Origin of the sequence: Mesorhizobium sp. M0815 (assembly GCF_040319995.1) — a bacterium.
Classification (GTDB): domain Bacteria; phylum Pseudomonadota; class Alphaproteobacteria; order Rhizobiales; family Rhizobiaceae; genus Mesorhizobium.
The window spans coordinates 53,950-68,600 of the sequence record NZ_JAMYOU010000007.1 but is presented as its reverse complement, the minus strand read 5'-3'; the positions used below and the strand labels follow the sequence as shown (position 1 = coordinate 68,600).

Sequence of the window (14,651 nt, the reverse complement as noted above, 5' to 3'; positions counted from 1 at the left end):
TGTTCGTCGCACCAAATGTGGTGGTGATCGTGTCCGTCTTCAAGCAAGTGTTGTGTCACGCTCCCGTGAGTCTAGCAAGCGCGTCGTCCATTGCGGCCGCCGGCAGTTCGATCAGCCGCGGCGCCTCGGTGAACAGCAGCGCCGCCGAGACCTCGCGTCCCGGATAGAGCGGCTGAAGCAGCGCGCGATAAAGTGCGAGTTGCAGAACATAGGCTTGCGGCACTTCGGCGAGCGTAGCTGGCGCTGGCCGATTGGTCTTGTAGTCGACGATCGAAACCTTGTCCGGCGTTACTGCCAGCCGGTCGATCTTGCCGGAGATCAAGCGCAGTTTGCCCCTCACCTCCAGGCTGCCCATGATGGCGACTTCAGCGCGCGAGTTTGGTGCAAACAGCGGCGCGAAGCGGCTGTCGGCAAGAATTCTGGAAACGCCAGCCAAGGCTTTGTCGCGCTCGTCTTCAGGCCATTGAGCTCCGGCGCGCGCCAAATAGCGCTCGGCGGCATCCTGGCGTTTTCCCTCGGCGATGCCGGGCAGCATCTGCAGCAATTTGTGCAGCGCCAACCCGCGAATCACGGCAAAGCCGGGCTCGGCGTCGGCATCCAATACCGGCGAACGCGTGTCGGCCACCGCTTGCCGCGCCTCGTCGATCAGCACCGAGGCGCCGGACGGCGAGAGCGGCCGCGGCAGTTCCTCGAAAGGCGGCAAAGGCTGGAACAGGGTTTCCGGCAGTGGCGCAAAGCGTTCCGCCTGCCGTGCCTCATCCACTGCCGCCAGTGGCATGGGCGGCAGCTTCGTCACCTGGAAACGATGCACGGTCTCGCCAGTGGCGGGATGCCGGCGTTCCGCGCTTTCAGCGGCGCCGACCAGCGCGCGGCTGACGACCGAATGCCAGGTGCCGGTATTCTGCGCCCGCTTGCCATGGTAGCCGCAGACGATCAGCCGATCCTCGGCGCGAGTCATGCCGACATAGAGCAGCCGGCGGTATTCGTCGTCGGCGAGCTCGCGGGCGCGGGCCGATGCGGCGCGTGAAAATCCATTGGCGACATCGCTGGCCGACCGCCAGAGATAGCCCTTGCCCTCCCAGCAGTCGCCCGACCCTTCGAACGGCATCAATCTCGGCAGGTGCTGGTCGCTGAACGGCGCGGAGCCGCCATCGACCAGGAATACCACCGGCGCTTCCAGGCCCTTGGCGGCATGCACGGTCATGACGCGAACCTCGTCGCGGGTCTGGTCCATTTCGCGCTTGATCTCGGGGCCGGCGTTTTCCAATGTCGACAGGAAGGATTCCAGTCCCGGCAGGCCGGTCCGCTCCTCGGCCAGGCAGAAATTCAGGAATTCGTCGAGGATGTCGCCGGCCTCCGGACCGAGCCGCGCGATCATCTTCTTGCGCAGGCCGTCGCGGGCGAGAGCTCCGGCGTAAAATTCGAACACCGGCTTGAATGCGACTTCGTTCGACCATGTGTCGAGCCGGCTGACGACGGCGGCCAACGCCTCGCTTTCGCCGGCATGCCGGCGCAGCGAGGCGAACAGCGAGACGCCCGACGGCCTCTCGGCAGCAAGCGCGAAAAGCTGCTCTTCCGAGACATCGAAGATCGGGCTGCGCAGCACGGCGGCCAGCGACAGATCGTCCTGCGGCTGGATGAGAAAATGGCCGAGTGCGATCAGGTCCTTCACCGCGATGTGGCCGGGCAGGCTGAGCCGGTCGGCGCCGGCCACCGGAATGTCGCGGCGCTTCAGCGCCCGCGTCAGCGCATGGACGAAGCGATCGCGCTTGCGCACCAGCACCAGCACGTCGCCGGGCCGCAGTTTCTTGCCGCGGCCTTCGATAGTCTCGCCGCCGCCGATCCAGCCGGCAATGGTTGCCGCGACGTTTTCAGCGACGCGTACTGCCGGCGCATGGGCATGGTCGACCGCTTGCGTCCAATCGTCTGGTTCGTCGACGACATCGGCGCCGATCGACGGCCAGACCTCGACATAACCCGGCGCATCGGTGCGGATCGCCTTGTGGTCGAGCGGATCGGGATCGTGGCTGATGCCGCGCCGCACGTTCGGGTCGGCAAAGACACGATCCACCGCCGCAAGCACGTCGTCGGTCGAGCGGAACGACCAGGTCAGCTTGAGATCGGCGAAGGCGGCGGCGGCGCTTCTAACTTTGCCGGCAAACAAAAGCCGGCTGTCAGCAAAGGAATCCGGGGCGGCCCCCTGAAAGGAATAGATCGACTGCTTTTCGTCACCGACCGCAAAGATGGTGCGGTGGACGGCGTCGCGGGCGCCGAGCCCGGCAAAGAACTCCTCCGCCAGCCGCTTGACCACGTCCCACTGGTCGGGACTGGTGTCCTGCGCCTCGTCGAGGAGGATGTGGTCGATGCCCTGGTCGAGCTTGTATTGCACCCATGGGCCGGCGTCGGGCCGCGCCAGTAGATTGACAGTGCGGGTGATCAGGTCGTTGAAGTCGAGGAAGCCGCGGGCGCGCTTCAATTGCTCGTAGCGGGCGATCAGCCAGTCGGCGATGGTCAGCGCGGCACGCGTGCCTTCCAACATCCTGAACAAGGCCAGGCGGTCGGAGATTTCGAGAATGGCGTCGACCGCCACGAGATAACGTTCGGCAAGATCGGGCAGCCGGTCGAGCAGCGCCTTCTTGAACGTCTTTGCCGGATCATAAGGCTCGCCATCGGCCCTCAAGAAAGCCTTGGAGAGCAAATTCAGGCGTCGGACCGGATCGTCCTCGGCAAAGGCAAGACGGGCGTATGGCAGCAGATTGTTCAGCACGATGCGCGCATCGGCGGCCTCGGCCGCCCGTGAAAAGGTGACGAGATAATCCGGCAGGAAGCCGGGCAGCGGCCAGACCGAGGCGGCGATGCCTTCGGCGGTCTGGCCGGCGCGGAAATGGAACTCGTCGAACAGCGCCTGAAAACCATCGCCGCCGGCCGCGGCGACGAAGGTGCGCAAACCGTCGCGCTTGCGCACGATCTCGCCTAGCAACGCGTCGAGCCCATGTTCGCCGCCGCGCTCCAGCACGGTGGCGAAAGCCTCGGCCAGTGCCGCATCGCCTGCAACGCCGCCGGAGATCATGTCGCGGCGGGCGGCGGCGAACAGCGAAGCCTCCATTTGCGGATCAAGCATTTCGAAATGCGCCGGGATGTTGGCTTCCAGCGGGAACTGATGCAGCACCGATTCGCAGAAGGCGTGAATGGTCTGGATCTTCAGCCCGCCCGGTGTTTCCAGCGCCTCGGCAAACAGCCGCCGCGCCTGGCGCATGGTTTCGCGGTCGGGCTGGCGGCTGTCCAGCGCCTCTATCCGTGTCGAGAGCTCGGCATCACCAAGCGCCGTCCATTGCGATAGGGTCGAAAACACCCGGTTCGACATGTTGGCGGCGGCGGCGCGCGTATAGGTCAAGCACAGGATCTTGGACGGATCGGTGCCGCGCAGCAAAAGCCGGATGACGCGCTGGGCGAGCACATGGGTCTTGCCCGATCCGGCGTTTGCCGACACCCATGCGGAGTTATGCGGGTCGGAGGCGCTCGCTTGGCTGGCGGCGGTGTCGCTCGGGATGGGATAGGCCTTCTTCACGCCTCCCCTCCCTCCTCGTCGGCGTCGCCGCCGGCGGACCATTCCAGCACGCGGGCGAGATGGTCGTAGTCGCCGTCGGTCTCACCTTCGCGGAACGGCAGCGCCCGCGACAGATAGCCGGTCGCCGGGTCGGCGTAGTGGATCAGCAGTTTTTCCAGCCGCGCCCAAGCCTCTTCGGCGAGATCGGCGGCGGTTCGCGGCTTGCGGTTGTATTCGAGGATCGATTCCTCGAACACCTCTCCGTTCGGCTTCAGCCGCACGAAGGCCAATTGCGACGGCTCGCATGCGCCAAGCTCCTTGAAGGCGCCGCGACGCAGCAGCGCGCCCTCCAGCGCCAGTTGCGGCGCGAGCAGCGTGTGCGCCTGCGCTTTGGATGGCGAGGAGCCGGTCTTGTAATCGAGGATGTCGGCCATGCCGCCGGCCAGCAGATCGATGCGATCGGCATAGCCGGACAGGGTCACGCCGGATCGGCCGACGCCGGTCTTTTCGGCGCGTTCCTCGGCGTGCCGCCGTACCACGGCGGCGGCCCGGCCGCGCTCCCATTCGATAATGCCGGCGGCAAGCTTTTCGAAGCGCGGCCACCACACCGCCTCGACATCGGCGGGCAGGGCAGCCTCGGCAAAGCAGGACCGGCCGGCGGCGATGAGCCCGTCCAGCGCCTCCGGCGCGCGCGGGTCGGCCACCCTCGCTGAGAAGAGGTGCAGAATGGCGTGAAACAGCGTGCCGCGCTCGGCAGCGCCCGGATCACGAACGACCGGATCGAGTGGCATCAGGCCGAGTATCCTTCTGGCATAGACCGCATATGGGTCGCGACGTAGCGTCTCGATCTCGGTGACCGAGAAGTGGTGCGGCCGCAGGGCGAGCGGCGGTTTCGGCTGCGGCCTCGGCGCAAAGTCCTGCTTTTCGCCGGCATCAAGCGCACGCGCCCAGGCAAGCAGTTCATCGCCGCGCCGGCGAAGTGCCACAGCATGGTCCTCGCCGACGAAGGTAAGGATACGCTGCAGCCAGCGCGACGGCACCGACGGAGCGTCGCCGGAACGGGCGGAGCGAGCCAGCACCACTTTTTTGGCGCCCATGGCCATCTGGAAATCATGGGCGGCAAGGCCGATGCGCCGCTCCGGCGGTTCAAGATCGATGCCGGTCTTCATCAGCCGCGACATAAAGCGGTCACTCTCCGGCTTGCGCGGCCACACGCCTTCGTTGAGTCCGCCGACGACCAGCGTGTCGATATCCTGAAGCCGCGCTTCCAGCACGCCCCAGATGGCGATGCTCCTGTCGGTGCCCTGCGCCGGCTTGACCATTTCGGGCGCAATCAGCGCCTCCATCACATCGGGCCATTCGTCCGCGGCGAAGGAGAACGACACCGAGGCCGCGACCAGACCGCGCAAGAGCTCGGCAAGCTTTTCACCGGCATCGCCGGCATAGAGTTCGCTGAGGCTTCCGTCAGCAGCGCGGCCGAGGCTTTCGAGCACGCCGACACTGGCGCGCACAAGCGTGGCAAGATCGGCATTCTCCTCGCCGCGAAAGGCAACCAGCGGCGCCAGCGCAGCCGTTAGCCGGATCAGCAGATCGCGCGCCTGTTCGATGCGCCTGACCGAGAGGCGCGATCGCCAGAAAGGCGGGCGGCGATTGCCGCCGTCGTCGAATTCGGCAAGCCGGGCACCGAAGAGTTGCGGCAGCGACGCGACGTCCGGGCGACCGGTGCCGCCGCGCAGCGCCACGAGTTCGACGATTTCGGCCGCATGGCGGACGCTTGCCCGCTCCAGGCCGAGGCCAAGCAAGGGATGCTTGAGCAGTGACAGCAGGGCGACCGGATCGCCCGGGCGGAACGCCGCCTGAAGCGCCAGCCGGAGCAGGCTGGCGGCTGGCGTGTTGATGAGCGGCGTGCCGCCGGAATCGTCGGCGGCGACGCCGAAGCGCAACAGCTCGACCGAGACGCGTCGCGCCAGCGCGCGGTCGCCGGTGACCAGTGCGGCGCGCTGGCCGGGCCGTTCGACGGCCTGTTTGAGCGCAACGGCGATCGCCACGGCTTCGTCGCGTTCGCTGGCGGCCTCGAGAAGCGTCACACCAGCGAAGGCCTCGGCACTATCGCCAGCGGTGAAGCGCGCGCGCGTCTCGGCCCAGAGCTCGGTGGTCTCCGCCGGCCGCAGCGCCTCGCCGACAAGTGCGGCGCGCAGCGCAAGTGGCCGCGGCGCAACAGCAAGCTCCCCGACATCGGCCCGAAGCACCCCGATCTTGCCGATCAACTTTGCCAGGCCGTATTGCGGATGGCCAAGCAAAGCCGGCCGCGCACCAGGTGCACTGACGGCGGCAAAGGACGGCTCGTCCAGCGTCCGGTCGAGGCCGGGCAGCACAACAGCGCCATTGGGCAGACCGGCGATTACGGCAAGCAGCTCGGCCGTGGCGGGGATGGAGCCGGTAGAGCCGGCGGCGATCACCGGCCCGGCGGGTGGATTGCGCTTCAGCCGCGCCGCTTCCAGCCTTATCAGGGCATTGCGATGCGCTGCCGGATTGGAGCGACGGCGTTCCTCGAGCAGCTTCGGCCAGTTCTCAGTCACGATGGTCAGGAAATCGAGCGTCACCTGCCACCAGCCTGCAAGGTTGCCGGTTACAAGGTCGGCGAGCCTCGCCCAATCCGTGCCTTCCGTCTCGATCTCATCCATCAGCCGTGCAAGGTCGCGCGCCAGCCAGATGGCGTCGGCGGCGGAGGCCGGGATGACGATCTCCTCGTCGAACAATGCCGCGACATGTGCCGGCAGGCGGCGTTTCCACGCCCGCACCAGCGGCGCAAGCAGCAGAAGACGCTCGACCGCGGCGATCGGCGGCGCAAAGTCGATGGCGGCCGAAGCTTCCGTCTCGAAGGCGGCTTCATCTTCATCAAACTCACCAAGTGGGCGGATGACCGGCAGGATCGCCGAACGGCTTCCCGAGCGCGAGAGAGCATCGACGAAGACGCCGCGGAGCGCCCGCGCTGCACGGCGCGTCGGCACGTAGATGGTGAGATCGGCCAGCACCAGCGGATCGCCATCATAGGCAAAGCCGGGAACCAGGCGCCCTGCAAGCAGCGCCTCGGCCAGCGTCGGCAGGAACGGCGCTCCGGGCGGGATCGAGAAAACGCGGCGGGAGCCGCTCATTTCGACTCGGTAAGAGCGCCGGGTGCCTCAGCAAGAGCATCAGGCGTGCCGGCAAGCGCGGCGGCGACCGCTGCTTCCGCCCGCGGGATCGCGTCGGGTGTACCGACAGTGATCCAATGGCCACGCATCGTCATGCCGAACAGGCGGCCGGCGGCGATTGCCGCATCGAAATAGGCGTTGAGCGACAGCGGGCCGGCCGGCGCGTCCTTGAAGATGCGCGGATGGACGATTGCGGCGCCGGCATAGATCAGGCCGGCCGGATCGTTGTTCGCACGCCGCAACGCGCCGTCCGGCGCCATCAGGAAATCGGTGCCGCCGCTATGTCCGGTTGCCGACTGGAGATCCGCAAGCATCAGCAGAATGTCCATTGTCGCGCCCTCCCATGCAAGGGCAAGTCGCCTGAGATTGGAAACGCCCCTGTCGATCCAGAAGGTGTCGGCGTTGAGCACATAGAAGGGTGCCCCTAACTTGGGCAATGCCTTGACGATGCCGCCGGCAGAGTCGAGCAGGCCGCTGCTCTCATCCGAGATGACGATTCTCGGCGCACTGCGGCGGGCTACATGGTCCACGATCTGTTGCGGCAGGTAATGGACGTTGACGACGGCCTTGGCGACACCGGCTTCGGCTAGGCTGTCCAGCCCCCAGTCGAGCAATGTCCTGCCGGCGACCTTGACCAGCGGCTTCGGCATGGTCTCGGTGATCGGCCGCATGCGCTTGCCGAGCCCGGCGGCAAGCACCATGGCGGTCGTCGGCATCGGTCCCGACGCTTTCAGGCCCAAATCCTTAGCCTTCAAATCGAGCGTTCCTCCAGCAAGCCGTGGGCGATGTAGAAATCCTGCAGCCCGGCCAGCGCCGGATGCGCCAGCGCCCGGCGAAGATAATCGCGGATGCGCGGCAGATGCTTCAGATAATAAGGCTTGCTGTCGCGTTTTTCGAGCCGCACGAAAATGCCGAGGATCTTGGAATTGCGCTGTGCGGCCATGATTGCATAGGTTTCGCGGAATTCGTCTTCGTCGAAGACGCCGGCGTCGCGTCGCGCGGCGATATAGGCGGCGAGCGTGTGCTTTTCGATTTCAGGTGAAATGGTGACGCGCGCGTCCATGGCGAGCGAGGCGACGTCGTAGGCTGACGGACCGATGAGCGCATCCTGGACATCGACGACGCCGAGACGATCGTGACCGGAACGGTCACCGCGCCAGATCAGGTTGGGCGAATGGAAGTCGCGCAGCATTAGCGTGTATTCGCGCCCCTCGAGCCGATCGAGCACCGCATTCCATTCGCTGCGATAACCGGCGCGCAACGCCTCGCTTGGCGGAGCGCCTGATATCGCAGGGACATACCAGTCGACCAGCAATTCGGCCTCGATCATCATGGCGTCGCGATCGAAAGGCGGCACCTCGTGGAAGACGCCGGGGCCGGCCTGCATGCTGGCCGGCCATGTTTTGCCGTGCATCATGGCAAGCAGTTCGGCCGCCGCCGCGTAGCGCTCGGCCACCGGCTGGCCGCGCTTGTCCAGGAACCCTTGGGACCCGAGATGCTCCAGCAGCAGAAAACCCTGGTCGAGATCCTGAGCATGGATTTCCGGGACGCTGACGCCGCCGGCCCGCAAGGCACGGTCAATGGCGACGAACGCCGAAACGGATTGCGCGGTGTGGGCGATCTCGGCATAGGGTTTGCCGTCGCGGACTGGCGGTCCGAGCACCAGCCTTGGCGAGTTCATCAGCACGCGCGGCGGAAATCCGGCGAGCGTGACGATCTCGTAGGAGCGAGCCGAGGCATCACCGATGAAATATCGCCGCTGCGCTTCGCCCCAACCGGCCTGGCCGAGAAAATCGCGCATGGCCAGCGATCGCGCCGCGCGCTCGAAGGCGGCGCCCCCTCCCGATAGTCTCGCCAATCGGCCGTCGCCCTGCTGGAGAAGTTCGACCAGCACCGAGGTTTTCGGCAAATATGCCTCTGCCCGTTCCGGCCATTCGACCAGTGCGGCCCCTTGCGTCAGCGCCTCGTCGAAACCCAGCTCGTCCAACTCGGATGCCGCGCCCAAGCGGTAGAGATCGAAATGATGGACCGGCACACGCGTGTCGTAACTCTGGACCAGCGTAAAGGTCGGGCTCGGCACGTCGAGGCCGGCATCGTCGGCCAGTGCCTTGACCAGCGCCCGCGCCAAGGTCGACTTGCCGGCGCCGAGATCGCCCTTGAGAGCGAGCACGTCGCCAATGCGCAGCGACATGGCGAGGTCCTCACCAAGCCTTGCCGTCGCAGCCTCGTCGGCGAGAAAACGCTCCAGCACCAATACCGCCATCGAACGCGCTACTCGGCCGCCGCGCGGATGCCGGACGGCGTGTCGGGAAAGGCGCAAACAACCGTAGTGCCCTTGTCCCTGCCGGTCTCGATGCGGACGCTGCCGCCATGCAGTTCGACAAAGCTCTTGACGATCGACAGGCCGAGCCCGGCGCCGCGGCGGCGGCCGCCATTGGTGCGCGGCTCGAAGCGCCGGAACACCGAGTCAAGCAGGTCCGGCGGCATGCCAGGGCCGTCATCGTGAACGGAAAATTCCACGCCGTCGGCAAGTTGGCGGCAGGCGAGCGTTATGGTGCTCGCCTCCGGCGCGTAATTGGCGGCATTGCTGAGCAGATTGTAGAGGATCTGGCGGACCCGGATTTCGTCGCCGTGGAAGGTTTTCGGCGCGGCCGCTGCGTCGATCCTAAGCTTGATCGCATGTTCCTCCAGTCGGTCGGCGACCAGTTCGGCGGCGGCTGTAATGGTTCGATCGATGTGAACTTCGGAAATGTCGAGTTCCATGATGCCGGCATCCACCGTCGCCAGATCGAGGATGTCGTTGACGATGGTGAGCAGGACCGAGGAGGACGAGCCGACATGCCCGATATATTCGCGTTGCTTCTGGTTCAATGGACCAGTCGACGGCAGTGAAAGAAGCTCGGTAAAGCCGATGATGTTGGTGAGTGGCGAGCGCAGCTCATAGGAGACGTGCTGCACGAATTCGTTCTTGATCTGGTCGGACTTTTGCAGCGCCTCATTCTTGTCCTTCAGCGCCCGCTCGACATTGACGCTGTCGGTAACGTCGACGAAGGTCATCATCACCTGGCCGTTGGGCAAGGGGATGACGGCGTAGCGCAAAACGGTGCCGTTGTTCAATTCGGTCTGGCCGTGGCGGTCGCGGCGCTCGTCGTCGAAGCCGGTGATGGCGGCAACGAACCCGCCCCACGGACTGTCGACGGCACGGCGGTCGCAAAGGTCGCGGATCGTCGAGACATGGACGTTGGGTTTTGAGGCATCGGCATCCAGCCCCCACAGTGCTGCGAAGGCCGGGTTGGACAATCTCAGCCTGCCGTCGGGACCGAATACAGCGACGCCTTCGGCAAGGTTGTCGAGCGTCTCGCCCTGAACCCGGACGGCGGTCTGGTAGCGGCTTTCAAGGTCCATCTTCTCGGTCAGGTTCTCGAACACCCAGGTGACGCCGCCCTTGGGCTGCGGGTTGGCGACGACGCGAATGGTCTTGCCGTCCGGCAGATGCCACCAATGCTCCTGCGATTCAACCGCGCGATAAGCGCCGAGCAAGCTCTCTTTCCAGCGCCGCCATTCGGGCTGCTCGGCAATCTTGCCTTCGCTGCGCAGGCGGTCGAGCAGCAAGGCGTTGTCCGGCGCGCTGTGCAGGAAGCCGCTGTCGAGGCCCCATAGTTTCTGGAACGCCTGATTGAAAAACCGCAATTTCTCGTCGGTATCGAAAATCGCCACGGCAGTGTTGAGCTGATCGAGCGTATCGGCGTGGCTCTGCACGGTCCGCTCATACTCGGCGCGAATGGCCTCGATGGCGCTGATGTCGCAGGCAAGACCAGCCGAACCATCCGCCCCGGCAAAGTCGGTCACGGCAAACATACGGCGGTCGCCTTCGATCACAGTGGAGAGCGTCTGTTCGAAGACGGGGTGCGACTTGTGCTGCGCAGCAATCGTGTCGCGCGCCTGGCCGCCGAGGAATTCCTTGCTGTCACGAACCGCCGATTCGGCATTCTCGGCCTCGACCGCTTCGGCATAGGCCCGGTTGACCCATTTCAGCCGCCCGTCGACGGTGCGTAGCCATGACGGCATCTTGAGCGCATCGAGAAGTCCGATCAGCGTCTCATGGTCGGCGGCCAAGCGCTGGTTCTCGATCTTCAGCCTGGCCTGGCTTCGCTGTGTCTCCGAAAGCGAGACGAAGCGAACCAATACATGCGCCGCACTCTTGCGGCCGTGAACCTCGAGCGGCTGGCCGGCCTGCGATTCGATGACCAGATCGAAGGGCTTTGCCTTGTCCCGCAGCGCCGCCACGGCATGTTCCAACGCGGCCGCCGAACGCGGCATCAGCCAGCGGCCGAAAGCCAGGAAGGCCGCCCGGTCCTCCGGCGCGCCGCTCTCGATCGGCAATGTTCCGACAAGCTCGGGTTTCTTGTTTTCGGCGGCCCATACGACCACGCGCTGGTCGCGGGAATGGAGCAGCGCCTCGGAGCGCTGCAGCGCGGCATTGACGTCGGCGATGCGGGTCCTGAGCTCGGCATTTTCCGCCGCGGTGCGCGCCCTTTCGCGGATCAGAAAGATGGCCGACAGCAATGCCGCCCCCATGACGCCGACAAACATGGCGAGTTGCATGACCTCGACCGTGCTGACCGACAGCCCGGCCTTTTGCGCCACGCGGGTTTGGGCATGTGCGGCAAAGCCAAGCAGCGGACCAACCAGCGCGGAAGAAGCAAGCAGCACCCCGACACGGCTGCCGGCACGGCATAAAAGGCTGCCGCCTCTGGCAGCGGAGCCCGTGATCGAATCGTTATGGCCGCCGGAAACGGCCTGTCCCGCGCAAGGCGGGTTATCCCCCGGCATGTCTTGGTCCTCTTCGCCGCCTGAATGCAAGACCGCCCTGATGCGTGCGCCCGGGCCTCGTCCCCGGACCGCGAATCAGCACCATAGCGCTTGCGCGAATCGGCGTGAAGAATCAATCAGCGCAAAAATAAAGCCGGGCGAAAAGTCAATCGCCCGGCTTCAATATCTAGTGGCAAGTTTCGTCGTGGTTAATAGCGGTAGTGTTCCGGCTTGAACGGTCCCTGCGGGGTGACGCCGATATAGGCGGCCTGTTCGCCGGACAGTTCGGTCAGGCGGGCACCGAGCTTATCGAGATGCAGGCGCGCGACCTTTTCGTCGAGATGCTTCGGCAGGACATAGACCTGGTTCTCGTACTGACCGGGCTTGGTGTACAGCTCGATCTGGGCCAACACCTGGTTGGTGAAGGACGCCGACATGACGAAGCTCGGGTGGCCGGTGGCGTTGCCGAGGTTGAGCAGACGGCCTTCCGACAAAAGGATCATCCGCTTGCCGTCCGGGAAGGTGATCATATCGACCTGCGGCTTGATGTTGGTCCATTTCAGGTTGCGCAGCGACGCCACCTGGATCTCGTTGTCGAAGTGACCGATGTTGCCGACGATCACCATGTCCTTCATCAGGCGCATGTGGTCGAGGGTAACGACGTCCTTGTTGCCGGTGGTGGTGATGACGATGTCTGCCGTCGGTGCCGCGTCTTCGAGCGTGACCACCTCGAAACCGTCCATCGCTGCCTGCAGCGCGCAGATCGGATCGACCTCGGTGACCTTGACGCGGGCACCGGCACCCTTGAGCGAAGCCGACGAGCCCTTGCCGACGTCGCCATAGCCGCAGACGACCGCGACCTTGCCGGCCATCATCGTGTCGGTGCCGCGGCGAATGCCGTCGACAAGCGATTCCTTGCAGCCATATTTGTTGTCGAATTTCGACTTGGTGACGGAATCATTGACGTTGATCGCCGGGAACGGCAGCAGGCCTTTTTTCTGCAACTGATAGAGCCGGTTGACGCCGGTCGTCGTCTCTTCGGTGACGCCGCGGATCGCTTCCTTCTGCTTGGTGAAGAAGCCGGGCGATGCCTGCATGCGTTTCTTGATCTGGGCAAACAGGATCTCTTCCTCTTCGCTGCCCGGATTGGACAGCACATCCTCGCCGGCCTCGGCGCGGGCGCCGATCAGGATGTACATGGTGGCATCGCCACCGTCGTCGAGGATCATGTTGGAGGTGCCGCCATCGGCCCACTGGAAGATCTTGTCGGTGTAGACCCAATAATCCTCCAGCGTCTCGCCCTTGACGGCAAACACCGGAATTCCGGCCTCGGCAATGGCCGCGGCAGCGTGGTCCTGGGTCGAGAAGATGTTGCAGGAAGCCCAGCGGATATCGGCGCCGAGCGCCTTAAGCGTTTCGATCAGCACCGCGGTCTGGATGGTCATGTGCAGCGAGCCGGTGATGCGCGCGCCCCTGAGCGGCTTCTTGTCGCCGAATTCCTCGCGGCAGGCCATCAGGCCCGGCATTTCGGTTTCGGCGATCTCGATCTCCTTGCGGCCCCAGCCGGCAAGCGCGATGTCGGCGACCACATAATCCTTGCTACCCGTCATGGCAGTGCTCCGATGCGAATTGATTGCGGGACGCGCCCCGCCCCGAAGGCGTGTGGGAGGGCGCGAGTTGCCGGCCTGACTAGCAGATCGGGAGTCGGACGACAATGGGATATAAAGAAATCTTTATCCGTGCATGTCTTCAGCGGCAACCAACACGAGAGAGCGCCGTCAGCATTCCTCGCCAAAACGGGAAGCAACCAGTTGCTCCAGCGCATCGATGACCTCTTCGGCCTGCGGGCCGCTGGCGGTGACGCGGATCGAATAGCCGGGGCTCGCCGCCAGCATCATCAGGCCCATGATCGAGGTGCCGCCGACCTTGACGCCGTCCTTCTCGACCTGGACCGTGGCATTGAAGCCGCTGGCAATTTGAACGAACTTGGCCGAGGCGCGCGCGTGCAGGCCGCGCTGGTTGACGATCGGAAAGTCGCGAACGATCTTGTCCTTTTCCGGCAACAGCGCGCTCATTTGCTGCTCAGGAGCTGACTGGCGACGTTGATGTATTTGCGGCCGGCAGCCTGCGCCTCATCCAGCGCGGCCGCCATGTTGTCGCCTTTGCGAACGCTGGACAGCTTGATCAGCATCGGCAGGTTCATGCCGGCAATGACCTCGATGCGGCCGGATTCCATCACGGAAATGGCGAGGTTGGAGGGCGTGCCGCCGAACATGTCGGTCAAAACGATGACGCCTGATCCGGTATCGACGCGGCCGACTGCGTCGATAATGTCGCGGCGGCGTTGTTCCATATCGTCGTCGGCACCGATCGCCACGGTCTCGAAATTGTCTTGTGGCCCAACGACATGTTCCACGGCATTGCGGAACTCGGCGGCCAGTTGACCGTGCGTTACAAGCACGAGTCCGATCATTCTTTGGTGGCTCCCGTCATCGCCGCTTCACAGGCGCATTTTATGCTCGCCGACCGTTCCAGGTGGCGGGAGCGCTATCTTGTCGACGCAAGGCCCGTTGACAAGCCCAAAATTGCGCCGGCCCAGACCAATTTGACGCATTGCAGCAAAAAATCCAAATCGGATCAAAGGAAAGGCGCAATCGACAGGCGCGACATCACTGCCGGCAAGGCCGCCGCGACATTGCGCCCGGCAAGATCGATGCGCGGCACTGGTACGCCGAAAACGAGTTCGCTGCAGTCTTCCTGGAAGCGGGCCATTTTGCCGGCTGGCACCAGCCGGATAATGAGGTCGATCACGCAGCTTGGCTCGAATGGTATCGGCTTGGGGCCGAATCCCGGCACCTCGACGAGGCCGGCTATGCTGACTGGTGCGCGGCAGACCAGCCGCCCCTCGCAATCGGCAGCATAGAGCTGGTCATCGCCGATCAGCCGCGAAAACAGCCCGCGCTGGCTGCAATGATCGATCAAGGCGAGCGCCAGCGTCGTTTTGCCCAAGCCGGACGGTCCGGTGATGAGAATGCCGCAATCACCTATCAGGATGGCGGTGCCGTGAATGTTTTCAGGCTGCACAATAGGACCAGGCG

Annotated in this window: 9 protein-coding genes; all 9 read right to left on the bottom strand. The window is 64.8% G+C overall.

Going from position 1 to position 14,651, the window contains the following annotated elements; all coding sequences use genetic code 11:
- Positions 1–55: 55 nt before the first annotated feature.
- Positions 56–3,568 carry a double-strand break repair helicase AddA gene (gene addA, locus NKI01_RS10725; RefSeq protein ID WP_352963097.1) on the bottom strand — a complete coding sequence of 1,171 codons (3,513 nt, stop codon included), beginning with the start codon at positions 3,566–3,568 and terminating at the stop codon, positions 56–58.
- Positions 3,565–6,702, bottom strand: coding sequence for a double-strand break repair protein AddB (gene addB / locus NKI01_RS10720; protein WP_023718285.1), 3,138 nt, complete (start codon positions 6,700–6,702; stop codon positions 3,565–3,567). Before addB ends, addA begins: the two co-directional genes overlap by 4 nt.
- Positions 6,699–7,457: a nucleotidyltransferase family protein gene (locus tag NKI01_RS10715; protein WP_352963094.1), complete on the bottom strand. Its 759-nt coding sequence runs from the start codon at positions 7,455–7,457 to the stop codon at positions 6,699–6,701. The genes addB and NKI01_RS10715 overlap by 4 nt, the downstream gene beginning before the upstream one ends.
- A 35-nt stretch (positions 7,458–7,492) precedes the next feature.
- Entirely contained in the window at positions 7,493–9,004 is a 1,512-nt protein-coding gene (gene tsaE, locus NKI01_RS10710) for a tRNA (adenosine(37)-N6)-threonylcarbamoyltransferase complex ATPase subunit type 1 TsaE (protein ID WP_352484478.1), read from the bottom strand.
- Positions 9,005–9,012: 8 nt separating this feature from the next.
- Entirely contained in the window at positions 9,013–11,574 is a 2,562-nt protein-coding gene (locus NKI01_RS10705) for a sensor histidine kinase (protein ID WP_352484479.1), read from the bottom strand.
- 188 nt (positions 11,575–11,762) lie between these two features.
- Positions 11,763–13,163 (bottom strand): adenosylhomocysteinase, encoded by a 1,401-nt coding sequence (ahcY, locus tag NKI01_RS10700; RefSeq protein ID WP_352495247.1) that lies wholly within the window; start codon positions 13,161–13,163, stop codon positions 11,763–11,765.
- A 168-nt stretch (positions 13,164–13,331) separates the two neighbouring features.
- Complete coding sequence (locus NKI01_RS10695) at positions 13,332–13,628, bottom strand: HPr family phosphocarrier protein (protein ID WP_023718281.1); 297 nt, start codon at positions 13,626–13,628, stop codon at positions 13,332–13,334.
- Entirely contained in the window at positions 13,625–14,026 is a 402-nt protein-coding gene (locus NKI01_RS10690; protein WP_023718280.1) for a PTS sugar transporter subunit IIA, read from the bottom strand. The genes NKI01_RS10695 and NKI01_RS10690 overlap by 4 nt, the downstream gene beginning before the upstream one ends.
- A gap of 164 nt (positions 14,027–14,190) precedes the next feature.
- Positions 14,191–14,637 (bottom strand): HPr kinase/phosphorylase, encoded by a 447-nt coding sequence (locus NKI01_RS10685; RefSeq protein WP_023718279.1) that lies wholly within the window; start codon positions 14,635–14,637, stop codon positions 14,191–14,193.
- Between the last annotated feature and the right edge of the window lie 14 nt (positions 14,638–14,651).